Origin of the sequence: Micromonospora sp. NPDC049891, from assembly GCF_040660295.1 — a bacterium.
Classification (GTDB): Bacteria; Actinomycetota; Actinomycetes; order Mycobacteriales; family Micromonosporaceae; genus Micromonospora.
This window is the reverse complement of record NZ_JBFAML010000015.1, coordinates 134,928-160,598: the sequence shown is the minus strand read 5'-3', so window position 1 is coordinate 160,598 and position 25,671 is coordinate 134,928. Positions and strand designations below refer to the sequence as shown.

General features: G+C 69.2%; 27 protein-coding genes and 2 pseudogenes. 12 read left to right on the top strand and 17 right to left on the bottom strand.

Annotated features, from left to right (window positions below):
* The 5 genes and pseudogenes from AB0I71_RS20325 to AB0I71_RS20305 form a co-directional block, all read right to left on the bottom strand.
* A pseudogene (locus AB0I71_RS20325) lies at window positions 1-272 on the bottom strand (hypothetical protein); the annotation flags it as partial.
* Window positions 273-456: 184 nt separating this feature from the next.
* Entirely contained in the window at window positions 457-1,170 is a 714-nt protein-coding gene (locus tag AB0I71_RS20320) for a VOC family protein (RefSeq protein WP_357586776.1), read from the bottom strand.
* A 75-nt stretch (window positions 1,171-1,245) separates the two neighbouring features.
* Window positions 1,246-1,521 carry an antibiotic biosynthesis monooxygenase gene (locus AB0I71_RS20315; protein WP_357586774.1) on the bottom strand — a complete coding sequence of 92 codons (276 nt, stop codon included), beginning with the start codon at window positions 1,519-1,521 and terminating at the stop codon, window positions 1,246-1,248.
* Between the two features lie 53 nt (window positions 1,522-1,574).
* Window positions 1,575-1,976: a cold shock domain-containing protein gene (locus tag AB0I71_RS20310; protein WP_357586794.1), complete on the bottom strand. Its 402-nt coding sequence runs from the start codon at window positions 1,974-1,976 to the stop codon at window positions 1,575-1,577.
* A gap of 98 nt (window positions 1,977-2,074) precedes the next feature.
* Window positions 2,075-2,485 (bottom strand): SMI1/KNR4 family protein, encoded by a 411-nt coding sequence (locus AB0I71_RS20305; RefSeq protein ID WP_357586772.1) that lies wholly within the window; start codon window positions 2,483-2,485, stop codon window positions 2,075-2,077.
* A 139-nt stretch (window positions 2,486-2,624) separates the two neighbouring features.
* Between AB0I71_RS20305 and AB0I71_RS20300 the strand changes: the two genes are divergently transcribed.
* The gene (locus AB0I71_RS20300) at window positions 2,625-2,987 is read left to right on the top strand and encodes a YciI family protein (RefSeq protein ID WP_357586770.1); all 363 of its coding nucleotides are present in this window, start codon (window positions 2,625-2,627) and stop codon (window positions 2,985-2,987) included.
* Between the two features lie 102 nt (window positions 2,988-3,089).
* Here the strand turns inward: AB0I71_RS20300 and AB0I71_RS20295 are convergent, their stop codons facing one another.
* Window positions 3,090-3,305 carry a hypothetical protein gene (locus AB0I71_RS20295; protein WP_357586768.1) on the bottom strand — a complete coding sequence of 72 codons (216 nt, stop codon included), beginning with the start codon at window positions 3,303-3,305 and terminating at the stop codon, window positions 3,090-3,092.
* 217 nt (window positions 3,306-3,522) lie between these two features.
* Here AB0I71_RS20295 and AB0I71_RS20290 point away from each other — a divergent pair, with 217 nt between their 5' ends.
* Both AB0I71_RS20290 and AB0I71_RS20285 read left to right on the top strand, forming a co-directional pair.
* Complete coding sequence (locus AB0I71_RS20290; RefSeq protein ID WP_357586766.1) at window positions 3,523-4,263, top strand: alpha/beta hydrolase; 741 nt, start codon at window positions 3,523-3,525, stop codon at window positions 4,261-4,263.
* 404 nt (window positions 4,264-4,667) lie between these two features.
* Window positions 4,668-5,894: an epoxide hydrolase family protein gene (locus AB0I71_RS20285; protein ID WP_357586792.1), complete on the top strand. Its 1,227-nt coding sequence runs from the start codon at window positions 4,668-4,670 to the stop codon at window positions 5,892-5,894.
* A gap of 136 nt (window positions 5,895-6,030) precedes the next feature.
* Here AB0I71_RS20285 and AB0I71_RS20280 read toward each other — a convergent pair whose 3' ends face one another.
* The 3 genes and pseudogenes from AB0I71_RS20280 to AB0I71_RS20270 form a co-directional block, all read right to left on the bottom strand.
* Window positions 6,031-6,435 (bottom strand): VOC family protein, encoded by a 405-nt coding sequence (locus AB0I71_RS20280; protein WP_357586764.1) that lies wholly within the window; start codon window positions 6,433-6,435, stop codon window positions 6,031-6,033.
* A gap of 212 nt (window positions 6,436-6,647) precedes the next feature.
* Complete coding sequence (locus tag AB0I71_RS20275; protein WP_357586790.1) at window positions 6,648-7,328, bottom strand: WYL domain-containing protein; 681 nt, start codon at window positions 7,326-7,328, stop codon at window positions 6,648-6,650.
* A gap of 216 nt (window positions 7,329-7,544) precedes the next feature.
* A pseudogene (locus AB0I71_RS20270) lies at window positions 7,545-7,640 on the bottom strand (HTH domain-containing protein); the annotation flags it as partial.
* Window positions 7,641-7,721: 81 nt separating this feature from the next.
* On the opposite strand from AB0I71_RS20270, the gene AB0I71_RS20265 reads away from it, so the two are divergent.
* On the top strand, window positions 7,722-8,660 hold the full coding sequence (locus AB0I71_RS20265) for an alpha/beta hydrolase (protein ID WP_357586788.1): 939 nt from the start codon (window positions 7,722-7,724) through the stop codon (window positions 8,658-8,660).
* A 132-nt stretch (window positions 8,661-8,792) separates the two neighbouring features.
* Here the strand turns inward: AB0I71_RS20265 and AB0I71_RS20260 are convergent, their stop codons facing one another.
* The 3 genes from AB0I71_RS20260 to AB0I71_RS20250 form a co-directional block, all read right to left on the bottom strand.
* Window positions 8,793-9,350 carry a dihydrofolate reductase family protein gene (locus AB0I71_RS20260; protein WP_357586762.1) on the bottom strand — a complete coding sequence of 186 codons (558 nt, stop codon included), beginning with the start codon at window positions 9,348-9,350 and terminating at the stop codon, window positions 8,793-8,795.
* Window positions 9,351-9,414: 64 nt separating this feature from the next.
* Window positions 9,415-10,338 carry an AEC family transporter gene (locus AB0I71_RS20255; RefSeq protein ID WP_357586760.1) on the bottom strand — a complete coding sequence of 308 codons (924 nt, stop codon included), beginning with the start codon at window positions 10,336-10,338 and terminating at the stop codon, window positions 9,415-9,417.
* Window positions 10,335-10,499, bottom strand: coding sequence for a hypothetical protein (locus tag AB0I71_RS20250; RefSeq protein ID WP_357586758.1), 165 nt, complete (start codon window positions 10,497-10,499; stop codon window positions 10,335-10,337). The genes AB0I71_RS20255 and AB0I71_RS20250 overlap by 4 nt, the downstream gene beginning before the upstream one ends.
* Window positions 10,500-10,758: 259 nt before the next feature.
* On the opposite strand from AB0I71_RS20250, the gene AB0I71_RS20245 reads away from it, so the two are divergent.
* From AB0I71_RS20245 to AB0I71_RS20235, 3 genes are all read left to right on the top strand, one after another.
* Window positions 10,759-11,346 carry a GIY-YIG nuclease family protein gene (locus tag AB0I71_RS20245; protein ID WP_357586756.1) on the top strand — a complete coding sequence of 196 codons (588 nt, stop codon included), beginning with the start codon at window positions 10,759-10,761 and terminating at the stop codon, window positions 11,344-11,346.
* A 115-nt stretch (window positions 11,347-11,461) separates the two neighbouring features.
* The gene (locus tag AB0I71_RS20240; protein ID WP_357586753.1) at window positions 11,462-12,031 is read left to right on the top strand and encodes a GNAT family N-acetyltransferase; all 570 of its coding nucleotides are present in this window, start codon (window positions 11,462-11,464) and stop codon (window positions 12,029-12,031) included.
* Complete coding sequence (locus AB0I71_RS20235) at window positions 12,028-12,159, top strand: hypothetical protein (RefSeq protein ID WP_357586751.1); 132 nt, start codon at window positions 12,028-12,030, stop codon at window positions 12,157-12,159. The genes AB0I71_RS20240 and AB0I71_RS20235 overlap by 4 nt, the downstream gene beginning before the upstream one ends.
* Before the next feature lie 15 nt (window positions 12,160-12,174).
* Here the strand turns inward: AB0I71_RS20235 and AB0I71_RS20230 are convergent, their stop codons facing one another.
* Both AB0I71_RS20230 and AB0I71_RS20225 read right to left on the bottom strand, forming a co-directional pair.
* Complete coding sequence (locus tag AB0I71_RS20230; RefSeq protein ID WP_357586749.1) at window positions 12,175-12,408, bottom strand: hypothetical protein; 234 nt, start codon at window positions 12,406-12,408, stop codon at window positions 12,175-12,177.
* Window positions 12,405-13,055, bottom strand: coding sequence for a hypothetical protein (locus AB0I71_RS20225; RefSeq protein WP_357586747.1), 651 nt, complete (start codon window positions 13,053-13,055; stop codon window positions 12,405-12,407). Before AB0I71_RS20225 ends, AB0I71_RS20230 begins: the two co-directional genes overlap by 4 nt.
* 185 nt (window positions 13,056-13,240) lie before the next feature.
* Here AB0I71_RS20225 and AB0I71_RS20220 point away from each other — a divergent pair, with 185 nt between their 5' ends.
* Window positions 13,241-13,846: a class I SAM-dependent methyltransferase gene (locus AB0I71_RS20220; RefSeq protein ID WP_357586745.1), complete on the top strand. Its 606-nt coding sequence runs from the start codon at window positions 13,241-13,243 to the stop codon at window positions 13,844-13,846.
* A gap of 749 nt (window positions 13,847-14,595) precedes the next feature.
* On the top strand, window positions 14,596-15,402 hold the full coding sequence (locus tag AB0I71_RS20215; RefSeq protein ID WP_357586743.1) for an SDR family NAD(P)-dependent oxidoreductase: 807 nt from the start codon (window positions 14,596-14,598) through the stop codon (window positions 15,400-15,402).
* Window positions 15,403-15,571: 169 nt separating this feature from the next.
* Here the strand turns inward: AB0I71_RS20215 and AB0I71_RS20210 are convergent, their stop codons facing one another.
* The 3 genes from AB0I71_RS20210 to AB0I71_RS20200 all read right to left on the bottom strand — a co-directional run bounded on the left by AB0I71_RS20210 (window position 15,572) and on the right by AB0I71_RS20200 (window position 17,371).
* Window positions 15,572-16,774 (bottom strand): DUF2254 domain-containing protein, encoded by a 1,203-nt coding sequence (locus AB0I71_RS20210; RefSeq protein ID WP_357586741.1) that lies wholly within the window; start codon window positions 16,772-16,774, stop codon window positions 15,572-15,574.
* Between the two features lie 136 nt (window positions 16,775-16,910).
* Window positions 16,911-17,063: a hypothetical protein gene (locus AB0I71_RS20205; RefSeq protein WP_357586739.1), complete on the bottom strand. Its 153-nt coding sequence runs from the start codon at window positions 17,061-17,063 to the stop codon at window positions 16,911-16,913.
* Window positions 17,060-17,371, bottom strand: coding sequence for a hypothetical protein (locus AB0I71_RS20200; RefSeq protein ID WP_357586737.1), 312 nt, complete (start codon window positions 17,369-17,371; stop codon window positions 17,060-17,062). The genes AB0I71_RS20205 and AB0I71_RS20200 overlap by 4 nt, the downstream gene beginning before the upstream one ends.
* A gap of 550 nt (window positions 17,372-17,921) precedes the next feature.
* On the opposite strand from AB0I71_RS20200, the gene AB0I71_RS20195 reads away from it, so the two are divergent.
* The 3 genes from AB0I71_RS20195 to AB0I71_RS20185 are packed head-to-tail and all read left to right on the top strand — an operon-like array spanning window position 17,922 to window position 25,671.
* Window positions 17,922-18,419 carry a hypothetical protein gene (locus tag AB0I71_RS20195; RefSeq protein WP_357586735.1) on the top strand — a complete coding sequence of 166 codons (498 nt, stop codon included), beginning with the start codon at window positions 17,922-17,924 and terminating at the stop codon, window positions 18,417-18,419.
* Window positions 18,416-18,892, top strand: coding sequence for a flavodoxin domain-containing protein (locus AB0I71_RS20190; RefSeq protein WP_357586733.1), 477 nt, complete (start codon window positions 18,416-18,418; stop codon window positions 18,890-18,892). The genes AB0I71_RS20195 and AB0I71_RS20190 overlap by 4 nt, the downstream gene beginning before the upstream one ends.
* Before the next feature lie 41 nt (window positions 18,893-18,933).
* A complete protein-coding gene (locus AB0I71_RS20185) occupies window positions 18,934-25,671 on the top strand; it encodes an SDR family NAD(P)-dependent oxidoreductase (RefSeq protein ID WP_357586731.1) in 6,738 nt (2,245 codons plus the stop codon).

Below are 25,671 nucleotides of genomic sequence, written 5' to 3'. Positions count from 1 at the left end.
GTGGGCAACTCGACAGGGGTGCCGTACTCAGCCCATGCGATGGCCTCGTCGCCGTGCATCACAAGTGCCGCGTGCGCCTTGCCCTGCTCGACGTAGGCCTTCTTCAGAGCTCGGTTGGCCTCCGCGCCCTGGCCGCGCTCGGGCCCGTCAGGGTGAAACCAGATGCACCAGCAGCCCCCGAAGATGCCGTTGTGCCGCTGCACCAGCGCCTCGAAGGCAGACCAGGTCTCGGGGCTGAGAGGCGCGATGGTGTACGACGACTCGCTAGCCATGCGGCACCTTATCGCGGTACGGCCGCGCGCCGCCGGTCGACAGGACGGTCACGGCGTGTCGTGCGTGGCGCCGAGAGGCGTGGCAGCCTCGTGCGGCGCGAGTTGCTCGGAAGTCCCGACGAATGCGCGCCCGCACCCCGCACGAGATCTTCCAGTCCGTCCGGACGGCAGTGGTCCCGGCGCGCTACCGGATGAGGCAGAACGGGTGGCCGGCCGGGTCTGTGAAGACCCTGAAGCGCTCACCGCCGGCTCTGAGCCGGCGGGCGCCCAGCTCCAGTGCCCGGGTCTCGCCTGCGTCCAGGTCGTCGACGAGGAGGTCGAGATGGGCTTGCTGTGGGTACGCCGGATCCGGCCAGCGGGGCGCGTTGTAGGCGCTGATCTGCTGGAACATCAGGCTCTTACCGCCACCGGCGACGAGCGCACCCTCGGGGCCGTCGTAGGTGACCTCCATACCGGTGAGGCTGGCGTAGAAGCGGGCCAGCGCTGACGCGTCGGGGGCGTCGATCGTCACCGCGAACAGCCTCATCACCGGCCCGACGCCGTCTGCCTGGCAGAGATCGAAAGGATGGCCGGCCGGGTCGGCCAGGGTGATCCAGGTAGGGCCGTCGGCCAGCCGGACCGCACCGAGGGCGACGGCCCGCTCGGCCTGCGCCCGGGGATCATCGGTCTGCAGGTCCAGGTGGAACTGCTGCGGGTGCTCCTGCCCGGGCCACCGCGGCCCGACATGGTCAGGTGCGCGCTGAAATTCGATCTCCTGACCGTCCGGAGTCCGGAGGCCGAACCGGTCAGGATCCTGACGGACGACGTCCCAGCCGGCCAACTCGGCATAGAACGAGCCGACCTCGTCAATGTCCGCAGCGTCGAAGATGGCCAGGTCCAAGCGAGCTGTCACGGTCATGGCCACATCCTGCCCCAGCCCACCGACACGAACTCCCGGCCATCTCCACGACGCGTCCAGCGCACAGCGCCCGGCTTATACGCCCAGCCCTCCCATCACGGACACTTCTTGGCTGGTGAACTCGCCCGTGAGCATCGGCATGGCCTTGCCGATCGCGGCTCTGGTTTCGGGAAGCTGCAGGGAGGCGTCGTGCTTCTCCTTGCTCTGCCACACCTCGCTCACCCAGATCGTGACGTCGTCGGTGTCCGAGACGCTCACGACGTACAGGTCACATCCGGCCTCGCGGAGGCCATCAACGCCGCTGAGCAGGATGTCCACGACGTCATTCCGGTGACCCGGCTTGGTCTTCATCGATCCGATGTAGCCGTATGACACAGCAACTCCCTAACGCGGCGGCAAGCTGGTCACGTGCATGCGACGAGCGACGGAAGGTGACTCGTAACGGAGAACGCTTCTGCAGCTCCGAGATACTGATCTGCCGCTCCTGATGCGGTCAGTGTCAGCGTGCTGTCGTACGCGCGGGACTGGCTACTCTCTCTTTGTTGGTCAACTGGCTCGGTCTCAGTCGTCCACACCTTCACCGCCCGATACGCAAACCCGTCCTGCGCCGCCGGCTCGGCGATGAAGGAGACCCTCTGTCCGGCAGCAAGCTGCCGGTACCCATTCATGGCGATAGCCGAAAAATGGACCCAACACCCGCCGGGGACCTCTGACCCATCGATGACCCCCCAGCCAGCACCGCTGTGATAGATCCGAACGACTCCTGAGCCTGCCACCCGATCATTCTGCCTGGCGCCCGCCAGCATCGCGAAGTACACCGTCCTGCCGCGGCAATCACATGCCGCTGATTGGTGTGTGTCGGGCCCACACGCGGCAGAAGAGTGCGTGAGTCCCCTCGGCGCGGTCAGATTCCGAGGCGTTCGATCAGCGTCTCAATGTTGGGCGCAACCTCGATCCAGTCCGCCGTTGTGCTGAGGTAGATCACTGACGGGGCGGCCAAGGAAGGTCTGTAGTCCAACGCAAACGGCTGGTCGGGGCCGAGGTCACCGATCAGCAGAGACTGGTCAGGATCCACGTCGCCAGGCGGGCGCTGCCGGTCCGGCTGACCGAGATAGAACCCGCGATAGTCCTCAGGCATGTCGTCGATCCAGCGCCTGTTTGCCGTCATCCGACTCAAGGGGAGGAACTGTGGGACCACCGCGTCATCGCCGAAGACTTCGCGGTACGTCGACGACGAACGGTCTGGCGCTATCCATCGACCCTGCCGCACCGCACGGAGGAGCACCGACGGGACCGGCAAGCCGTCGATGATCACATCGCCATCATCAGTGCGCCCTACGGTCCCCACAAGTCCGACTCTCCTCGACACACAGAGAGTGTCGGATCTGGCGGATGCCGTTCGTAGCGTATGCAGAGCCGGACGTCGGGTCCGGGGACGAGCAGAGGGAGCGGACATGGCTGAGTACCTCATCTACTTCAATCAGCAGTGGGTGGGTGACCACACCGAGGAGTGGTTCCGTGGGCGTGGCCCCCTCGCCAGGGCGGTTGTTGATGAGATCAAGGCCGCCGGGGCGTTCGTTTTCGCCGGGGGTCTGGAGGAGGAGGACGGGCCGGTTTTCACCGCCGACGCCACGAGCGGTGCGGTGGTTTTCACCGACGGGCCCTATGTCGAGAGCAAGGAGTTTCTGGGTGGCCTGACCATCGTGGACGTGCCGGATGAGGCGACCGCGCGGATGTGGGCTGGCAGAATCGCGGAGGCCTGCGGCTGGCTGCAGGAGGTTCGCCGGTTCAAGCCGCCGCGTGTCTTGCAGGGATGAGATCGTCACTCGTCGGCTGAGGGTTGAGCCGAGGCGTGGCCGGCAACGGGACGAGGCGGCCGGGGTTGGGTGGTGCCTCGCCCTGTCGCCGGCGGTCCAGGGTCAGGCGTCGGGGTGCGGGGCGGTGACGTCGAGGATCCATGTGATGCCGAAACGGTCGGTCATGATCCCGAACGCCGGTGCCCACCGGGCTGGGCCGTACGCCTCGATGACGGTGGCACCGGCGGCGAGCTTGTCCCACAGTGCGCCGACCTCGTCGACGGTCTGCCGCGGACCAGGGCCACGTCGTTGGACGTGATCGGCGAGCTCACATCGCACCTGACCGCATGCGGCCTGCCCGTGGCATCCGGCCGGAGCCCGGCCGATAACACGTTTGGCGGACCACGGCTGTGCTGTTAGTTTCCGGAGGCCGTGCGAGAGACCGAGGAGGTGGTACCCGTGAACGTTTCGACATGGGTGCTCCCCTCTGGGGTCACGGTCGGGCGATAGGTCGTCCGGGAGCGCCGTTTCACGAGCACTCCCGAAAGGCACGACCATGCGATTCACTACTGTGCGGCGCCTCGATGACGGCGTCCTCGAACGCGAGTTCACCCTCGGAGAGATCCCGGGCATCCTGTGGACGCCCGCATTCGCATCCGTATCCGCACCAGTCCCGCTGATCCTGCTCGGCCACCCACCGCTCGGACTGCACAAGATGTACCCCCGTCTGGCGGCACGGGCTCGCCACGCCGCGGCGGACGGCTTCGCTGCGGCCACCATCGAGCTCCCCGGCAGCGGTGACCGGCCCCGTTGGGCCGCCGCCGAGCAGGCCCGCGCCGGCCTGCGCCGGGCCATGGAGGCCGGCGAGCCGGTCAGCGCCGAGATCATCGATACCCTCATCCTGCCGCTCGTCGACAAGGCGGTCCCGGAATGGCGGGCCGCCCTGGACGCTCTCCTGTCGCTGCCCGAGATCGGTGGCCCGGTCGGGTACTCGGGGGGAGTGATCTCCATCGGCATCCGGCTTGCGGTGGTCGAGCCCCGCATCGTGGCCGCCGGCTTCTTCGCCGGAAGTTTCGTGCCTCGCGCCATGTTCGAGGAGGCCCGACAGGTCACCATTCCACTGCATGTCCTGCTGCAGTGGGATGACGAAGGGAACGACCGGCAGGCGGCCCTGGATCTGTTCGACGCCTTCGGCTCCAAGGAGAAAACGCTGCACGCCAACATGGGCGGACACACCGGTGTCCCGCAGTTCGCAGGGGAGGACGCGGCCGGGTTCTTCGCCCGGCACCTGCGCTAGCCGCAGGCCGGGCCCCGCCAGGCCAGCAGCAGGTGGTAGGTGCCCTCGGCCAGTACGCCGCTGACCGAGGGCAGGCCCCCGCCCTCATCGATGGCGGGTGTCCAGCCCGTCCGTGGTTGTGCTTTTCACCCCTGCTTCGGCTCATGCTCGGGAGCATGGTGTCCGACCTGGCGCTCGACTTCTCCCGCCGAGGGTTAAACACCTGGGCGGGCTGGGAGCGGGTTGCCGCGCTGAGCACGCCGTGGCGGTCCCACAGCGCATGCGCTGACCGGCTGTATCGCCACGGACCCGCGGTTCGCCGTTCTAGGATCCGAGATATTGCGGCGGCGTGTGGATTTCGAGAAGACGCATCGACCCACTACTTCTCCTCGCGCAGGGCGCGAACCTGGATGGAAGGAACATGCATGGCTGTCACAACAAAGACCCATCCCGGTACCACGAAGATCCGGCCGTTCTCGGTCAACATTCCCCAGGCCGACCTTGACGACCTGAAAAGGCGCATCAGGTCCACCCGGTGGCCGAACAAGGAAACGGTGGACGACCAGTCGCAGGGCGTGCCACTGGCGACGATTCAGGCCGTCGCCCGCTATTGGGAGAAGGAGTATGACTGGCGCAAAGTCGAAGCGCGGCTGAACGCCGTGCCGCAGTTCATGGCAAGCATCGACGGGGTGGACATCCACTTCATCCATGTGCGCTCGAAGCACGAGGACGCGCTGCCGCTCATCGTCACGCACGGGTGGCCCGGGTCGGTGATCGAGCAGATGAAAATCATCGAGCCGCTCACCGACCCCACGGCCCACGGTGCCAGCGCCTCGGACGCCTTCCACCTGGTGATCCCGTCGCTGCCTGGCCACGGATTCTCGGGCAAGCCGACCGAGCCGGGCTGGAACCCGCAGAAGATCGCGACCGCTTGGACCGAGCTGATGAGGCGGCTCGGCTACACGCGGTTCGTCGCGCAGGGCGGCGACTGGGGCGCGGTCGTCGTGGATCAGCTCGGGGTGCAGGCCCCTCCGGAACTACTTGGCATCCACACCAACATGCCGGGCGCGGTCCCACCCGAGATCGACAAGCTGTTCCAGGGGGACACCACCGGCGCGAACAACGCGATGGGCTCGCTGCCGGCGGATCTGTCCGACGACGAGATGCGCGCCGCCACCGAACTGGACTACGTGTGGAAGCACGTCGCGTACGCCCTCATGATGGCGACGCGTCCGCAGACACTTACCGCCCTGGCTGACTCCCCGGTGGGTCTGGCGTCCTTCTTGCTCGACCACGATGCTAAGAGCCTCGCCCTGATCGCAAACATCTTCCAAGGCGCCAATGCGGGTCTCACCCGCGACGACATCCTGGACAACATCTCGCTCTACTGGCTGACGAACACCGCGGTCTCCGCGGCCCGGCTGTACGCGGAGAACAAGCTGTCGTTCTTCGCCGCCAAGGGCGTGAACGTCCCGGTCGCCGTAAGCGTCTTTCCAGACGAGCTGTACGAGGCACCGCAGAGTTGGGCCGAGCAGGCGTACCCCAACCTCATCTACTTCAACAAGCTCGACACCGGTGGGCACTTCGCGGCTTGGGAACAGCCGAAAATCTTCTCCGAAGAGCTTCGCACCGCCTTCCGGTCGCTGCGTTGAGTGGCCGTGTCTCTGCCTCGCTCACCGGGGCAGCCGGCCAGGCACGAGCGTGCCCACACGGGATTGGTTTGGCCGCCCGGACCCGTTGGCTGTCATGTGCCAAGTGTGGAACGGTGATCAGCGCCCGTGGTGCGGATCAGTGGTCGGGTGTCGTGGGTGGCCGTAGCAAACAGAACTCGTTGCCGTCGTGGTCGGCGAGGACGTGCCAGGCCCAGCCGTCTTCTTCGATGGGACTGTCCGTGATGCACCGTGCTCCTAGTGATACCAGTCTGGCCACCTCGGCCTCAAGGTCGGGTACGCGCAGATCCAGGTGCATCCTGTTCTTGTGCGCCTTTGGTTCGGGAACCCGCTGCAACAGCAGCTCAACGCCGTTCCCGTCGGCGGGTAGCAGCCGCCGGTAGTGCCCTGGCGAGAGCGGTTCAGCCACGTATCCGAGCGCCTGGCACCAGAAGGTCCCCGAGCGATCCAGGTCGGCACAATCCAGGACCACCGCCAGGACGACGTCGCTGCGTCCACCAAACCGAGCCGGCCCGTCAGTCATTGCTGCAGGCTATGACAGAACTCCGTGGGTGGGCCGTTGCTGTGGCCGGCGGACGAGCCTTGGCCGACCTGTGACGGTGAAGGTCTGGACGATCATCCCGCCGAGGCTGGGGTGCCACTCGTGCTGGTCCTGCAGCTGCTCGCCGACGATGTGCCCGAGTTGCCGTTCCCGGCGGCCTCGTCTCGTCGTAGTGCCGTGCGATCAGTCGGAGGTCAGCGGTGCTGTACTGCCCGATGACCTCGGTTGTCGTCCTGCCGTACGACGTCCCGCCGGTCTGAGCCGTATCGCTCGACGAGCGTGTTGCCGATCGAGGCCAGGTGGTCTCGCACGCCCGGAGGGCCGGTCACCTCGATCCATTCGACCAGCCCGGCAAGCTCGCCAGCGAGTATGTACTCGTCGTTGCCGCGGATCACGACGTCGATGCGGCCGTCGGTCCTGGAAGCTCCCACCTCGAGCCGACCGCCGAACCCCATCCGGAGCACGCCTATTCCCTGCGGCGCGCACACCGCCCGGACTTCGAGGGGCATTCGTTTGCGCTCGACCTCGTCGGCGATCGCGCGCCAGCCCTCGGCAAGGTCGAAGTCCTCGGGCCGGTGTACGGGGTCGCAGGTCGGGTCGGCGGACGAAACGCGGTCGATTCGGAAGGTCCGCCGACCGGCCTCGGTGTTGGCGACGAGGTACCACGATGGGCCTTTGGCGACGATGCCCAGCGGGTGGACGGTTCGCTCGGTTTCGGTGCCCTTGCGGTCGACGTAGCCGAGCCGGACCTGGACACTGCGGATCACCGCGTCCTGGAGCGCGTCGAGGAAGCGAGGCGGTCGGGGCTCGACCCGGCTCGCCCCCCATCGCTGTGGGTCCATGACGAGCGACGACGCTGCCGCCTCGGCCTGCACCCGGAAGGGTTCCGGCAGAGCTTGGACGAGCTTGCGCAGCGCCGCTTTGACGGCCGGCGTCGCAGCCGAGACCGGACCGGCGACCAGGAAAAGGGCGCGGGCCTCACCCGATGTCAACCCGGACAGGTCGGTGCGGGCACCGCCCACGAGGCGCCAGCCGCCGCCTCGGCCCTGCATCGAGTACACCGGGACCCCGGCCATACCCAGGGCGTCGAGGTCACGGCGAGCGGTGCGCTCGGAGATCTCCAACTCCCGGGCGACCTCCGCTGCGGTCACCTGCTCACGCTGTTGCAGCAGAAGGAGGATGGCCATCAACCGGTCGGCTCGCACTCCGACAACACTTCCACGAAAACCGGTCAGGAGGTGACCGGTATCGGTCGGCAGGATGCCGGCATGACAACCGATTTTCCCGAGCCCACCCGCATTTCGGTAAACGGTGTGGAACTCGAAGTCTTCGAAGCCGGCCGGCAGAACGCGGGGAACCCCATCGTGCTCTGTCACGGCTGGCCGGAGCACGCCTTCTCCTGGCGCCATCAGATGCCCGCCCTCGCGGCAGCGGGCTACCACGTCATCGTCCCGAACCAGCGCGGTTACGGCAACTCGTCCCGCCCGACCGAAGTCACCGACTACGACATCGCACACCTGTCTGGCGATCTCGTCGCACTGATCGATCACTACGGATACGACGATGCCACCTTCGTTGGTCATGACTGGGGCGCAGCCGTCGTCTGGGGCCTGACCCTGTTGCACCCGAACCGTGTCAACAAGGTGATCAACCTGAGCCTGCCGTACCTCGAGCGCGGGGACAAGCCCTGGATCGAGTCCATGGAGGAGGTGCTCGGTAGCGACTTCTACTTCGTCCACTTCAACCGGCAGCCGGGCGTCGCGGACGCGGTGTTCGAGGAGAACACGTTCCGATTCCTTCGGAACCTGTACCGGAAGGACGTGCCCCTCGCGGAGCCGCAGCCGGGCAATGCGTTGATCAACCTCGCCAGGATGGAAACCCCACTCGGTGCGCCCATCATGAGCGACAGTGAGCTGGCCGTCTTTGTCGCCGCCTTCGAATCAACAGGTTTCGCGGGCGGTTTGAACTGGTACCGAAACCTGGACCGCAACTGGCGTCTGCTGGCGGACGTGGACCCGATCATCCGACAACCCACCCTCATGATCTACGGCGACCGCGATACGGTCGCGAGGTCCGAAAGGTTGACAGACTTCGTGCCGAACGTGGAAGTAGTCAGTCTGGACTGCGGTCATTGGATCCAGCAGGAAAAGCCGGGAGAAACAAGCCGGGCGATTCTCAAGTGGCTGGACCAGCGGGATGCCGCCTAGCACCGCAGCAGGAGATCCGCTTCACGGTCCGCTGCGGGTCTGCGGGTTGTAGTTGCCGGTCATGCCCCCTGCGCTGCGGGTGCGCGGCGAGCGCGAGGAGGACGCCCCGCTGCCGGCGATGGACTCCTGCGATCAGCGCGCGCGGCGGTAGTGCATGGCCACCGCGCCGTTGCGGAACGGGTCCGCCGAGAGCAGTTCGAGCCGGCGCGTGCCGGGTAGCCCGCCCTGGTACAGCGTCGGGCCGTGGCCGGCGATCCTGGGGTGGACGAGCAGTTTGTACTCGTCGATCAGGTCCAGCCGGTCAAGTTCGGTCGCGAGCTTGCCGCTTCCGAGGAGGACCCCGGCCGGTGTCGTGTCCTTGAGCTTCTGCACGCCCTCGCGCAGATCGCCGGCGATGTGGTGGCTGTTGGTCCACGGGAAGTCCTTGCGCGTAGACGAGACCACGTACTTGGGTTTGGCCCCCAACTTGACCGCCCACTCGCGCATGGCCGGCGGCGCTTCCTGGTCGCCGCGAGCGACGGCAGGCCAGTAGCCCTCCATCATCTCGTAGGTGACGCGACCCCACAGCATTGCCCCGCCCTCGTCCAGGAGGCGGGTGAAGTAGACGCGCGTCTCATCGTCAGCGATCCCCTCCTGATGGTCGACGCAACCGTCCAGGGTGAGGTTGTAGCTGAAGGTGAGCAGTCCCATGACTGGCGACTCTAACGCCCCACCACGGCGTCGCGGCCCAGGCTGGGTGAGTCCGCTGACGGACCTACCCGAGCAGCGCCGCCGCCGCGGCCAGCGTGGCCAGCGACAGCGTCGTGGTCACTATCACCGCCCGGTTGGCCAAGTCCTCGCCGACGCCGTACTCCTGGCCGAAGATGAACGTGTTCTGCGCTGTCGGCAGGCCCGCGCACACCACCACGGCGAGCAACTGCGGCGCGGACAGGTGCAAGACCAGCCCGGCCGCGTACGCGATGACGGGCTGTGCGACGAGCTTCAGCGCGGTGACCACGGCCAGCTCTGCCGGCTCGGCCGGCTCTGCCCGGGGCGGCGTCGTGCGGTGCAGCGACGCGCCGAGCGCGACCAGGGCGGCCGGAACGGCGGCGCCCGACAGCAGGGTGAGCGACGCGCCGACGGCCGACGGCGGATGCAGGCCGGCAGCCGAGCATGCGACACCGAGCAGCGACGCCAGGATCACCGGGTTGCGTACCGGCAGGGAGGCGATACGGCGGACCCGTACCCGCCCGGCCGGGTCGCTGTGCCGGTCCAGGGCGACCAGGATCACGGGCGTCACCACCAGCACCTGCAGCAGCACCACCTCCGCCAGGAACGACACGTTGCCGAGAACCTTCGTAGCGATCGGGATGCCGAGGTTCGCCGAGTTCACGTACCCGGCGGCCATGCCCCAGATCGGCCGTTCGCCGGGCTCACGACCGAACAGCCGACCCGCGCCGACCCACCCGAACCCGACGACCGCGGCGGTGCTCACTCCAAAGGCGAGCAGCGAGCGGCCGGCGAACCCGGAAAGCGGCATTCGGGACAGGGCTAGGAACAGGGCGGACGGCATCGCAAGATGGAACACGAACCGGCCGAGTACCGACGCCACCGCCTCGCCCAGCAGACCCCAGCGACAGGCCGCGTAGCCGACCGCGGTAAGGGTCCAGATCGGTACGAACGCCGACACCAATGTCATGCGGGCGTCACCGGCGAGCGGGCGTCGCGCCGGCTCAGGGACTGGCGGGCGTCCGGGGCGTACGAGCCGGGAACCGCGGCGACAAACCTTACCTGGGCGAGGATGTCATCGACCTGCCGCAAGCCGCCGGGCAGCCGGGGGTTGTCCACGTGTCCGTCCATTGGAAAGCCACCGTTCAGCCTCGCATGCCGTCGTTACCACCATGCGCTACAACAGAGCCCGGCTCTGCCGCTGAGCGGAAACCGGATCAGCGTGCGGTGGGCAGTCATGCAGAGGATCTTCTGCTTCCGCCTATGGTGATCGTATGGACCATTTTCAGCGGCCTCACGGTCTGCCGCCGGTGAACGGCTACAGGCCAGGCGCGCTGCGATCAAGTCGCCAACAACGAAGCCCGGTAGCCCGGGACCTACGATGGTCTCGATGACAATTCCCGAACGGCGATCCGACGACGTGCCCACCGACGAAGCCCGGGTCGACGAGGCTCTGCGGCTGCTTGCCGGCGCGCCGGTCGAACTCAATGTCGCCGCCAAGCGGCTCAGCCGTGGCAGCGGTGTCTACGCCTGGTGGGCTGCTCCCTCGGTCTTCCCCGACCTACCCGGGCTGACGAATGAGAACGTCCCGTCGTTACGGCTGCTGTACCTCGGACGGGCGACCAGCCTGCGAGGGCGGATCCTGCGCAACCATCTGAGGCGTTCGGGCAGCTCGACTCTGCGCCGTACCCTGGCCGGGCTTCTTGTCTCCGAGGGGTACCGGACGACCTGGACCGACCGGGTCGTCCTGGTCCCCGAGGACGAGGCGCGGCTGACCACGTGGATGCACACACACCTGCTCTTGACGTGGGCGGAGGACCCGGATCCGGCGACCATCGAGGCCGAACTCGTCCGGCGTATGCACCCGCCGCTCAACGTCCACGGTGTCGACCCCGACCACATTCAGGCGGCTGTTGTCGCCGCCAAGAACTCATACAACGCCAGCAGCCGCCCGGCCGAACCTCCGCGAACGCCATAACTGGTTACCCGACCTGTCACAACACAGCCACGTCCCGGCGCGTCCCCGTGACCGATGGAACGAGCGGAGTCCCCGTCCCGGCGGCGGTGCACGATTCGGAAGCTATCGTCGTCGCATGCCCGATCTGATCGTGCCCACCGTCGATCTGCATGCGGCCTGGCTCGATGCGCACCACGAGTGGGGCCCGGGCGTACATGAGGACGGTTTCGGGCTGCGGCCGTCTGATGAGGTGGACTCACCGGCCGGATTCGCGGCCTGGGTGGCGCAGCTGGCCAAGAGTTCGGATCCGGCAGAGCCGCTACCGAGTGGCCGGGTGCGGTGTACGTACCGATGGGTCGTCGAGGGCGGCCGAGTCCTCGGCGGGATCGCGCTGCGGCACGATCTCAGCACCTCCGGCCATATCGGTTACGGGATTCGGCCGTCGGCGCGCCGGCGTGGATTGGCAGCCTGGGCACTGGGCCGGATGCTCGACCAGGCGCGAGGGATCGGCCTGGAGCGCGTGCTACTCATCTGTGCGGTGGACAACGTCGCCTCGGCAAAGACGATCGAGCGCCACGGCGGAATTCTCGAGGACGTCCGGGACACCGAACAGGGCTTCATGCGGCGATACTGGATCACGCTCGCTCAGCCAACGAGGCAGCCCGTCGGGGAGATGTTCGAGGAACAAGCACGAGGCTCGCGGTGACGTCCGCCTGCGCCTTGAACCGCGCGCACGGCCTGGTTGTCACCGACCCGGGCGACGACGGCGTCGAGGTCGAGGTGCTCGGCCGCGACCGGCGGGCGGCCGGTCAGCACCGGCAAGTGGCGCAGTAACGGGAACGATGGCGCCTAACCGGCGAGGATGCCCGCAGTGACGATCTGGTTCGCGGCCAACTCGCGCCATCCGCCGAGGCCCGAGCCGGCCAGGCGGTACATGCCGTACTGCCGGCGGGCTGGCAGGTCGAGCAGGTTCGGCGTGCGGTGCGGACGAGCTGGCTCCCGGTTCTCTGTAGGTGCGGACGTCCAACAGCACCGCGAGTGGTCATGACGGGAACGCCCGCAGGCACCGCGCAGTTGCGTCATGCCATCGAGTGACAGGCGCAAGTGTCCCCTGACCCGCCGGTCGGCGCATCGATGCCGGCGATCGCAGCCAGGTCCGCCTCCGGTATGCCCAGTGCGCCTGCGATCTCGCCGACCAGGACAGGGTGCGGATTGTGCCCTCCCGTTCGCGCCGCGTTGATCGTCGACATGGCGCGAACGGTCCGTACGGCGAGTTCCTTCACCGAGACGCCCCGGCTGTCCATGAGTTTGCACAGCACAGCGCCGAATGGATGCGGCTCCGGGGCACCGGCCTTCGCGAGTGCGGGCCCGACGGTTGTGTCCGCGATCTTCGCCTGGAAGCGCAGCAGCCGGTTGCCCTCGAATCGGACGCGTCCGACGAACGGCAACGTCTGCGCCGCGCGGCCCACGAGTGTGCCCGGCACCGAAACCTCAGTGAACGCGTTCTTCTGCCGGTCGTGACTGCTGGCGACCTCGCGTGGGGAAGCCGCCTCGACCTGCGTGACCTGCCAGTCGCTGTTCCACCACGGAAGTTCGGCCAGCAGGTCGTTGAAGAACGGCGGCAGAGCCGCGAGGTCGACCGGCTCCGGCCTCTTCGGGTGCACGATCCCGGGCCAGTACGTCAACGCCTTCTGCACGGCGGGGCTGAGCGTACGTCCAGCGACATTCATCGTCGCAGAGTAGCCCGGAGACGTTGCAGCATACGTATCCAGCGCCTACGGCATCGAGTCTGCTCCACACTGGTGTGATGCAAAGTGGCGATCGCCGGGCGCGGGTTCGGGAGGTACGGCGACGGCTGGTGCAGGAGGGTCCGCCGTGGACGCGACCTCGCGAGCAGGACTTCGAGACAGTCACGATGCCGGAGCGGGACTGTGACCTGCTTCGAGATCTGTTTATCCGTGAGGGGGTTGAGACGGTTGTCGAGGTCGGGCTTGCCTACGCCAGCTCTGCCCTCGCGATCGGGGAGGCTCTGGTCACGGTCAACCCGCCGCGCCCCCGGCACATCATCATCGACCCCTTTCAGGACCACGCGTATTCCAATGTCGGCTGGGATCTTCTGCAGGCTGCGGGACTGGACTCGATCGCCGGGCTCGTCCGTACGTGGTCCTCGATCGCGCTCCCTGAACTTGTCACCGAAGGTCTCGTCGCCGATGCGGCGTTCGTAGACGGTAGCCACCGTTTCCACGAGGTCTTCGTGGACCTCTACTTCCTTCGCAAGATCATTCGGCCGGGCGGGCTGATCGTGCTGGACGACGACTGGACTCCGTCGGTGCGGACCGCGGTGCGGTACTACGAGAAGAACCTGGGATGGACGCCGATTCCCGACGCCTTCGACGGAGGAACCCTGCGTAGCATCGGCGATGAGCCCGCGGCCGAGGCAGTGCCGCGCTGCCGCGCCCTCCGCCTCCCCGACTCCTTGATCGAACCGCCCTTCGATCTGTTTCATCCTTTCTGTGCTTGAAGGTGCGGTATTCGGCCGATCGAACAGCGTTTCGGGCTGTTCCGGTGGCGGCGGCGTGTCGTCGCGGGGCGGGGGCGGTGTCGGAATGAGCTGCGAGGTGGGAAGCGTCGCGACCATCAGACAGATGGTCGAGACGGGCGCGGTCGGCGGGCAGCCGAGGACCCCGGCGCCAGAGCCAGCCCCGGGGGCGGACCTTTTTTGCGCGGCGCCGCTGGCGTGAGTGCGACTGCGGCCGGCATGGCAGCAGGGACCGTTCATACGGCCTCAGGAGCAGGCCGGCCGGAATCCTCCGGGTGAGAGACCAGCATGCTGTCGAAGATGGCCCGCTGCGGGCGTGGAGCTTGGAGCGCTGCGCGGCCGCGGGATACGTCTGCTCTGCTCAACCGGTCGATGGTGGCCATGTGGGTATCGGCGCGACGGTCGCCGGACCAACGCCGCGCTGACCGATGCTGACTACGAGGTGCTCGTGGCCGCACCTCCGGGGCACGTCGCAGCGGTCCGGGAACACCTGATCGACCGACTCGCACCCCACGAGCTGGCAACGCTGAGTCGCATCGGCACCGCGGTCGAGGCTGCCATCAGCCGCACGGCGACGCCGACCGAACGGTAGCCCGCTGGCCGGATCTTGCGATCCCGTGCTGTGGCCGACCGCGGCAGAGGGTTGACCCGCCGGCAACTGGGCAGGACGTCAGGTGTCGGAAACCAGAGCCGGACCGCTGTCCGGCGTGGCACCAGAGGGAGGACGGGTCATGGGCGACTCTTCGACACGGCCGTTCGCGGTGGTGACCGGGGCATCCAGCGGTATCGGGTTTGAGCTGGCCCGGCAGTTCGTCCAGCACGGGTACGACGTCTTGGTGGCCGCTGAGGACGCGGAACTGGACACCGCCGCGACGAACCTGCGGCGGGACAGCGGCGCGACGGTAACGGCGGTCCGGGTGGACCTCACCCAGCCGGAGGGCGTCGAGCGGCTCTACCAGGAGATCACTACCACCGGCCGTCCGGTGGACGCCGTCGCATTGAACGCCGGAGTCGGACAGGGCGGCGATTTCGCCCGGCAGACCGACCTGAGCGACGAACTGGTCATCATCGACCTCAACTGTCGCTCCACCGTGCATCTCGCCAAGCGGGTGGTGCCCGACCTGGTACGACGGGGCAGTGGCAGGGTGCTGTTCACCTCGTCGATCGCGTCCACGATGCCGGGCACGTACCAGGCGGTATACAACGCGTCGAAGTCGTTCGTGCAGTCGTTCGCGGAGGCGCTTCGGGAGGAACTCAAGGACACCGGGGTCACCGTGACCTCGCTGATGCCGGGCCCGACCGACACCGAGTTCTTCGAGCGAGCCGATCTGGAAGACACCAAGCTGGCCAAGAAGAAGGACGATCCGGCCGAGGTGGCCCGCCAGGGTTTCGAGGCCATGATGAAGGGCGATGCGAAGGTGGTGGCCGGCTCCCTGTTGAACAAGGTCCAAGCGGCGGGAGGAAGGCTGATCCCCGATGCGGTAAAGGCCAGGTTGCACGGGGAGATGGCCAGGCCAGGATCTGGATCCGGGAGCTGATGAGCGGTTCCTGGTAGCGGCCGTCCCGGTGCCCGCCGGTGCATGCGACCTGATCCGGTCGACGGTCGCTGTTACGCCATTGACGGCATCGGTGGCGGGTACGCGTAGGCGCACCGTGGCGGGTGCCGGCTACCACGGTTTCGCGTGTCCGACTCGCGGCGGCCGGTTGTCAGTGGCGGATGTCGGGCGGCGGTGACAGCCGACGCTCGATGGTCGCCTGGTGGATGGGAAGCGCGATGGACGCCAGGTCGCGTACGACGGCGTCGAGTAGTCGTGTCATCCGGGGTTGCTGGCTGGAGATGAGCCGGATGTCGTCGACGATCGTCGCCAGGAGAGTGTCGTACGGGATGCTGATCATCCGGACGCGGACGGTGCCGTCGTCGTCGCGGACGACGTGGATCGGGTTTGGTCGGGTGGCGAGTCGGCGGAGGAGGTCGTGGGCCTCCTGTACGGCCCGTACGGCGGTGGTGACGTCGTTGACTGACGCAGACAGCGCGCGCTCGGCGATGTCGGCCAGCTGCCGGAAGCCGAAACCGACGTCCTGGCCCGGCGAACGCTCCACGCTGAGGGTCACGCCCTGCTCAGCCCGATCGGCGGGCACCGGGTGGGGCGTGCCGCCGGTCGTTGCGTGCACGCGTAACAGCGGCGCTCCGGCGACGACGAAGTCACCCGGTGCGGGGACCACGGTGATGGTGCAGTCGTACGCCTGTGCCAGCCGGGCGAGCAGCGCGAGATCGACATTACTGACCATGCCGGGTTCCGTGGCCCGTACGGTCTGTGTCACCTCGCCGGGTACCAGCGGCGGCTCGTCGGATGTGGGGAGTTCTGCGATCGATCGTCGGGACTGCGCGCCGATGGAGCCGATGATGTGCGACACCTGCATGACCGTGGTGATGTGGTGCAGGTAGTAGATGAAGGTGCCGCTGCTGGCGAGGACGAGAGCTATCGACACCGTGAGGGACAGCTCCGGCAGCCCCTGAGCTTCGCTGTCCGGTAGCGCGGCCAGTACCACCATCGCGAACAGGAAGGTGGCGATGAACGTACCGAGCGTCGCCTGGATGATCCGGTCTTGCAGGAAGGTCCGCAGGACTCGGGGGGAGTACTGGCTGCTGGCCAGTTGCAGGGCAACGATGGTGATGGAGAACACCAGCGCGGTGAAAGAGATCATCGCCGTGATGATCGAAGACAGTAGCGACCGGGCGCCGGCGGGGGCGCTGGGCACGATCCCCCCGAAGGGAAGATCGAGCTGGAGCTCCAGCGCCGACAGTCCGATCGCCGCGACCACCGCTCCGATCGAGAAGACCGCCGGCACGACCCAGAAGCTCTCCCGTATCCCGGCCAGCCGCGCGGCCGCGGTACGAGGCCGGCTCACGATCGACAGCTCTTCGTCGCCATATGCTCATCGTGGCGCATGCCGGGCCACCGCGGCCTGTCCATCGACGTCGACGAGCGTCGGGGGCCGGCGCTGCTGGTACGGCGGCGGGCGGCCGACACGGCGGTCTTCTCGATCAGGGCGCGTCGCCGGCCGGCGACGCCAGCACGTCGAGGACTGCGGCCAGGGTACGGTGCCACGGCTGGCGGACCAGGTCGCGTTCGAGGTTGCTCAGCGCCCGGGTCGTTCGAGTGGCCGCGACGCCCCCAGGATGCCGGTCGCCGATCACGCCTCGGGGTCCTCGTCCCGATCCAGTGAGCGCACCTGGTTCAGCAGGTCGGGGTGACGGTAGATGAAGGTTCGGTGGACCCTGGCGAAGCGCGCGACACCGCTGATGCTGGTGTCGCCGCCGTGGGTCGCGAGGTGGATGAGAGCGTCGAGAACCCGTTGCCGGCGGCGTGCTGAATCGGCCCGCCGGGCGGCAACCAGGGCGGCCGCGTTCTCCGCGGTCGGGGAGGCTGAACCGGTCATCGCGACCGTCCGACGAGGGTGATGGACGTTCGTATCCGAATGATGTGGGGGAGCCGAGCGGGTCATGGTGGCCTTCCTCAAGGGTCGGCTCGACTGGTGCGCCTCCATGGTCTCGGCCGGCGCGGCGCAACCGCAGAGGCCATCGGTCCGCTGTCGAGTGTCCTTTGGCAGGTCACTTTGCGTACTCGGGGCGCGATGATCGCGCCCCTCGCGGCTGGGTCGTCCTTTGTGGTCAGCGCCTCGGACGTTCGGTTACCACGGGTCGATTTTCGGTCAAGCGAAGATCCGTAGAGCGGGTGGATTCCGGCGTGGGATGATCTTGTCGCGCATGTTGCGCACGCGTTCCGTGGCCCCTTCGTAGCACTGTGTGCGAGCAGCAAGGATTGACGTTACGCAGTTGAACCACTACTTGAAGTAGCGATGCGGGTGTCACTCACGGTGCGTTGACACCGCCGAGCGCGCGGTCGAAAGTCACATCCACGGGGATGCAACTGGCATCCGAAGACGCCGGTCCTAAGTGGACCACGGGGTTGAGGCGTCTCGGACTCACGGTCGTTGGTCGTGAGCGCCTGCCGTCGCTCCTGTCGCTGCTCACCCCTCGCTCGCAGAAGGTGCGATGGACGCGCTAGACGATTTTCTTCGGCACGCTCACGTCTGGAACAGCTGGATAGTCCTGATCATCGGCTGCGCCGCCCTCGGAGCACTTGTCGCGTCGGCCCGCCGCCGGGACGTGGCCCGCCGAGACCGCCGGGTGCTCAGCGCGTTCGTAGGCGGTGTGCACCTGCAGGTGATCCTGGGCGTGGTGCTCGCGCTGCTGCTGATGTCCGTCGGCGACGACCTTTTCGCCGGCGACAGCGCGAAGGCTGGCTGGCACGCGGCACTCGGGGTGGCGGCGGCCGGGCTGGCCACGCTCGCGCTCCGGTTGTGGCGGTGGTCCGACCGGCCCTGGCCGGCGGTGTTCGCGGCTGCGGCAGCACTGGTGGCCGCGCAACTGGGCCGTCTGCCCCTGATCGTGCTGGGCACATTCGTCGCCGCCGGCGTCGCCGAACTGGTGCGGCGACGGACACCGCCGCAGGCCCGGCAACCGATGCCCGAGGGCGAGGAGTCGCGATGAAGGTTCTGATCGTCACCGAATCATGCTTCGGCAACACGTCTCGGGTGGCCGACGCGGTGGCCGCCGGCCTCCGGTCCGCCGGTGCCGAGGTGACCGTCGTCGAAGCGGCCGCCGAGCCCGCGCTCGACGGCGTGGACCTGCTGCTGGTCGGCGCGCCCACGCACAACATGGGCCTCCCCGGACCAGCGTCACGCAGACAGGCCGCGACAAAGGGCGCTAGCCCGGCCTCCACCGGCGTGGCGGAGTGGCTGGACCGACTGCCCACCGGATTCGGTGGCCGTGCCGCCACCTTCGACACCGTCACCGGCACCGGGTTCTTCTCCGGCTCCGCCGCCAAAGCCATCCAGAAGCGGCTTCGCCGCCACGGGGTGGCCGTGGTCGCCCGGCAGAGTTTCGTCGTCACATCGACCGAAGGCCCGCTGGCCGACGGCGAACTGGACCGCGCCGAACTGTGGGCCGCCGGCCTGGCCTGACCCGCGGCGGTCCGATGGGCCCGCGAGAACTGGAGTGTGTGATGGCCGCAGCATCCGCGGACGAGACGCTCGTCGATCGCTTCCGTACCGTCCTGCACCGCCGGGCCGAGGCGCCCTGCTACCGGTTCCTCGTCGACGGCGAGGGTCCGGCGCGGGTTCTCACCGGCGCCGACCTCGATCGCCGGGCCCGCGCCATCGCGGTCGCACTACGCGAGAGGGTGACCGGGGGCGACCGGGCACTGATCCTCTGCCCACCCGGCCTCGACTACGTGGCGGCGTTCTTCGGCTGCCTCTACGCGGGCGTGGTGCCGGTCCCGGCCTACCCGCCCGACCCGGGCCTGCTCGCCCGGATGCTGCCCCGTCTGGCCGGTGTGCTCCGAGATGCCGATCCGGCGGTCGTTCTCGGCCCGGCCGCGGACGCCGGCATCAGCGAGCACCTTGTAGCCCTCGTCCCCGAGGCGGGCACGCTGCCGTGGGTCGCGGTGGACGAGGTGGACGACGCCAGGGCGGGGGAATGGCGACGTCCCGGGGTGCGCGGCGACGACCTGGCTCTGTTGCAGTACACCTCCGGTTCCACCGGAAGCCCCAAGGGTGTCATGCTCAGCCACGCCAACCTGCTCGCCAACCTGGCTGCCATCGACGACCGGTTCTTCGACGCCGCCGATCCGGACCCGAGCTGCGTGATCTGGCTACCGCCCTACCACGACATGGGGCTCATCGGCGGGCTGCTGGAGCCGGCCTACCGGGGGTACCCGGTGACCTTCATGTCGCCACTGGCCTTCCTGAAGCGCCCCGTCCGGTGGCTGCGGGCAATCTCCGACCTGCGGGCCACGCATGCCGGCGGACCCAACTTCGCCTACGACCTGTGCGTCGCGAAGATCCCTGAGGCGGAACGTGCCGAACTCGATCTCAGCAACTGGCAGGTCGCCTTCTCCGGCGCGGAACCGGTCCGGGCCGCGACCCTCGACCGGTTCGCCCGCGCTTTCGCCTCCAGCGGCTTCCGCCGCGCCGCGTTCTACCCCTGCTACGGGATGGCCGAGTCGTCGCTGCTGGTCGCCGGCGGGACGCGCGCCTCCGAGCCGTCGCTGCTGCGGGTCCGGGCCGACGCACTGCAACAGAACCGAATCGAACTGGCCGAGGCCGGTGACGCGTCCCGGACCCTCGTCGGTTGCGGCCCGGTCATCGACGGACACCGCCTCGTGGTGGTCGCCCCGGACGAGCGGACGCCGCTGCCGGAGCGCCAGGTGGGCGAGATCTGGGTGGCGGGGCCGAGCATCGCGCGCGGCTTCTGGGGCCGCGCCGAGGAGACCGCCGAACGGCTCGACGCCCATCTCGCCGACGGCACCGGCCCGTTCCTGCGTACCGGTGACCTCGGCTTCCTCGACGATGGCCAGCTCTACGTGACCGGCCGGATCAAGGATCTCGTGATCATCGCCGGCCGGAACCACTACCCGCAGGACATCGAGCGAACCGTCGCGGAGGCTCACCCGGCGCTGGGCCGTGGCGCCGGCATCGCCTTCTCGGTCGACTCCGGTGACGAGGAGCGACTCGTCGTGGTGCAGGCGGTAAACGTCAGCGCCGCCCGCCTCGACTGCGGCGAGGTCTTCGCCGCCGTCCGCGCCGCGGTCGCCGCCGAACACGGGCTCCGGGTCCACGAGATCGTGCTGGTCAAATCCGGGAGCATCCCGAAGACATCGAGCGGCAAGCTGCAGCGCCTCGCCGGTAAGCAGGCCTACCTGGCCGGCTCGCTGACCGCGGTGGCCCGGTCCTTCGCCACGGATGTGCGCCTGACCCGAGAACAGTTCGAGGAGCGGATTCTGCGGGCACTCGGGGAGCGGCTGCAACTCGACCCCGAGGCACTCGACCCGCAGCGCCCGGTAGCGACCTACGGGCTACAGTCCGTGGACCTGGTCGGACTGATCGGTGAACTGGAACGGTGGTCCGGCCGGGCACTGCCGGCCACGCTCGCCTGGGAGTACCCCACCGTCGAAGCCCTGGCCGGGTTCCTGTCCGACGGTGATGAGGCCGCAGCGGCCGGGCGGACGCCCGCACCGCCGAATGCGTCGAGCCCGGAGCCGATCGCGGTGATCGGCATCGGCTGCCGTTTCCCCGGTGGCGCCGACGGGCCGCAGGAGTACTGGCGACTGCTCACCGAGGGCCGGGACGCCGTGACCGAGGTGCCCGCCAGCCGCTGGCGGGCTGCGGACTTCGACGCCAGCCGGTGGGGCGGGTTCCTGCCCGGCGGCGTCGACGGCTTCGAGCCCGCCTTCTTCGGCATCTCCCCGCGCGAAGCCGCCCGGATGGACCCTCAGCAGCGCCTGCTCGCCGAGGTCGCCTGGGAGGCGCTGGAGGACGCGGGCATCGTGCCGGAGCAACTCGCCGGCTCGGCCACCGGAGTCTTCGTCGGCATCGCGACAAACGACTACGCCCATCTGCAGTTCCAGCGGCTCGACCGGATCGACGCCCACACCGGCACCGGCAACGCGCTCAGCATCGCCGCGAACCGGCTGTCCTACCTCTTCGACCTGCGTGGGCCGAGCCTTGCCGTCGACACGGCCTGCTCGTCGTCGCTGGTCAGCGTGCAGCAGGCCGGCACCAGCATCGCGCAGGGCGAATGCGACCTCGCTCTGGCCGGCGGGGTGAATCTCATCCTCTCCCCGGCTCTGGCGATCAACTTCACCCGGGCCGGCGCGATGGCCGGCGACGGGCGGTGCAAGCCGTTCGACTCACGGGCCGACGGCTACGTCCGCGCCGAGGGCGCCGGGGTGGTGGTGCTGAAGCCGCTCTCCCGAGCGGTGCGCGACGGCGACGCGATCTACGCCGTCATCCGGGGCGGCGCGGTCAACCAGGACGGCCGGACCAACGGGTTGATGGCGCCGAACCCGCACGCTCAGGAAGCGGTCGTCCGCGCCGCGTACGCCAGGGCGGGCGTCGCGCCCGGCGACGTGCACTACGTCGAGGCACACGGCACCGGCACGATGCTTGGCGACCCGATCGAGGCGAAGGCGCTCGCCGCCGTGGTCTCCGCGCGTCGCGACCCCGCGCGACCCTGTCTGATCGGGTCGGTGAAGTCGAACCTCGGGCACCTGGAGGCCGCAGCGGGCATCGCCGGCCTGATCAAGGTGGCCCTGATGTTGCGTCACCGCCGCATCCCGGCCAGCCTGCACTACCGCGAACCGAACCCGCACGTCTCCTTCGAGCAACTGTCGCTGCGGGTGGCGGACACCGCGCAACCGTGGCCGGCCGGCGATGGCCCGGCGCTGGCCGGTGTGAGTTCGTTCGGTTTCGGCGGCACCAATTGTCACCTGGTGCTCCAGGAGGCTCCGCCGGCAGCCACGGCCGAACGGACGGTCCCCGGGGACAATCTTCTGCTCACCGTCTCGGCGCCCACCCACGCGGCGCTGCGCGAGCTCGCCGCCCGGCACGCGGCCCGGCTGAGGGAGCCCGGCGCCGAATCCACCGTGGCGGCGTACTGCGCGGCGGCGGCGGTCCGGCGCACCCACCACGCAGAGCGACTGGCCTGCGTGGGCGGGTCGGCGGCCGAGCTGAGCGAGGCGCTCGCCGCCTTCGCCGGCGGCGACGACCACCCCGGTCTGATCGCCGGCGGCCGGCGGACCGGCCGGCGGCCCCGGCCGGTGTTCGTCTTCGCCGGGCAGGGCCCGCGCTGGTGGCCCCTGGCCGCCGATCTGCTGGACACCGAACCGGTCTTCCGGGAGACGCTGTGGCGGTGCGACGCCGCGCTGCGCCGCTACGTCGACTGGTCACTGGTCGAGCAGCTCACCATCGCGCCGGAGCGGTCCCGGCTCGCCGACCCGGGCGTGGTGCAGCCGGCCACCTGCGCACTCCAGATCGCCCTCGCCGCTCTGTGGCAGTCCTGGGGCGTGGAGCCGGCCGCAGTGGTCGGGCACAGCGTCGGCGAGATCGCCGCAGCGCACGTCGCCGGTGCGCTCGGCCTGGACGACGCCCTCCGGATCGCCCTGCACCGGGGTCGGGTGATCCGCACGGTGATCGGACAGGGCAAGATGGCCGTCGTCGGTGCGTCCTACGACGAGACCCGGAACATGCTGGCCCGGCTCGACGACGGTCTGGTCTCGGCGGCCGCCGCCAACGGTCCCGCCTCGACGGTCATCTCCGGCGCGACCGCGGCGGTGGAGCGACTGGCCACACTTCTGGACGACGAGGGCGTCTTCTGCCGGATTCTGGAGTCCGTCGACTACGCCTCGCACAGCCCCCAGATGGAGCCACTGCAGGCCGTGCTGCGTGACGCGTTGGCCGGCCTCGCCCCGGGGCCGACCGCCCGTACCCTGGTCTCGACCGTCACCGGCGAGCCGATCGACGGCACCACCATGGACGCCGGCTACTGGGCGACGAACCTGCGCCAGCCGGTGTTGCTCGACCGCGCCATGGACAACCTCCTGGCGAGCGGGCACGACACCTTCATCGAGATCTCCGGCCACCCCATGCTGACCGGCGCGCTCGCCGAGAAGCTCGACTCCCGAGAGCAGCCCGGTACGGTCGTCGCCTCCCTGCACCGCGACCAGCCCGGCCGCGCCGCGCTGCTCAGCGAACTCGCCTGGCTGTACGGCGCCGGCCTGCCGGTCGACTGGACCCGGCTGTACGGCACGGTGCCGCCGGTGGTGTCCCTGCCGACCTACCCGTGGCAACGGGAGCGCTGCTGGGTGGACCACGACGACGCCGTCCCGTCGGCCGCCCCGCCAGCCGACCGTCGACTCTGGCAGGCGGTCGAGGACGGCGACCTGGACACGCTGCACGACGTGTTGGGGCTTGCCGACCCGGCCCAGCACGCCGCCCTCGCCACCGTGCTCCCGGCCCTGGCCGGTTGGCGTCGGACGACGTCCGGCCGGAGCGCCGCCGAATCCTGGCGCTATCGCGTCACCTGGACCCCGCTGCCGGCGACCCAGCCGATGCCGCTGGCCGGCACGTGGCTGCTGGTGGCCCCGAGCACCCCGGCCGACGTCGAACTCGCCGATGCCGTCCGCGCAGCGCTCACCGGGCACGGCGCGGCCGTCGTCGAGGTGCCGGTGCCACGCGCGGACCGGGCGTCGCTCACCGCGTCCCTCAGCGCGGCTCTGCGACGATCGCCCGAGCCGCCCCGCGGCGTGGTGTCCCTCCTTGCCGTCACGGACGCGCCGCTGCCCGACGGTGCTGCCCGGACCCTCGCCCTGGCACAGGCCATGGCCGACGCAGTGGTCACCGCCCCGCTGTGGCTGATCACCAGGGGTGCGGTGTCCACCGGGCCAGCCGACCCCGTCGAAAACCCGGCGCAGGCGCTCGCCTGGGGGCTGGGCCTGGTGATCGGCTTGGAGCACCCGCAGCGGTGGGGCGGGCTGATCGACCTCGGCGGCACGCTCGACGGGAGCGTCGTGGAGGGGCTGGCCGCTGCTCTGGGCGGTCCCGGGGATGAGGACCAGCTGGCGGTACGGCCGGGTGGGGTCTTCGCCCGTCGGCTGGTGCACGCGGCCGTCGCCGAGCCGGCCGTGTCGGCTTACCGGCCCCGCGGGACGGTGCTCATCACCGGCGGCACCGGCACGCTGGGTGCCGAACTGGCCCGCCGGCTCGCCCGCGCCGGTGCCGAACATCTGGTGCTCACCAGCCGGCGCGGTCCTGACGCGCCAGGCGCCGCCGACCTGGCGACCGAGCTGACCGCGCTCGGTCCCCGGGTCACCGTGGCCGCCTGCGACCTGGCCGACCGGGCGGCACTCGCGGCGCTGCTCGACGGGCTGTCCGCCGCCGGTGACCCCGTCCGCTCCCTGTTTCACGTCGCGGGCGACGTGTCGCTGGTGAAGCCACTCACCGAGACCAACCCGGATGACCTGCGACACGTTGTCGCGGGGAAGGACATCGGTGCACTGCACCTGCACGAACTGCTTACCGGCCCGCTCGACGCCTTCGTGCTGTTCTCCTCGATCACCGGGGTGTGGGGCAGCGGGCACCAGGGCGCCTACTCCGCCGCGAACGCCTACCTCGACGCGCTCGCCGAACACCGGCGCGGCCGGGGTCTGCCGGCGCTGTCGGTGCAGTGGGGCCCGTGGGCGGCCGGGCAGGCCCACGACGCACACGAGGACGAACTGGCCCGCCGCGGCCTGCGGCTGATGCCGGTGCAACCGGCCCTGGCCGAGCTGGACCGGGCACTCGGCACGGACCGGGCGACCGCCGTGGTGGCCGACGTGGACTGGTCACTGTTCACCCCGGCGTACGCCGCCGCGCGAGCCCGGCCCCTGCTGAGCGAGCTTCCCGAGGCGCAGCGGGCCTTGCAACCGGTCGAGCCGACGCCGGCCGTGGCCGGAGAGCGGCGCGACGACCTGCACCGGGTGCTGCTCGCGGTGGAGCCGGGACGCCGCCGCCGTGAACTGCTCGTGAACCGTTGCCGCGAAGAGGTGGGCCGGGTGTTGAAGCTGGCTCCGGAACGGGTGGACACCAGCGTCCCCCTCGCCGGCATGGGCTTCGACTCACTGCTCTCGCTGGAACTGCGGCGACGTTTGGAACTCGTCGTCGGCACCACACTGCCGGCCACGCTTGCCTGGCGGTACCCCACAGTGGACACGCTCGCGCCGTTCCTCGCCGAGCAGATGGGGATACCCCTGGAGGCGGTGCCCGTCGCCGAGGCCACGCCACCCACGCCACCCGCACCGCCCGCAGCGCCCGAGGCCGTCCTCGACGTCGAGGCACTGAGCGGCAGCGACGTCGAGGCGCTGCTCCTACAACGACTCCAGGCCATCGAGGGGGCCCACGATGACACCGCAGCCGAAAGAGCCTGA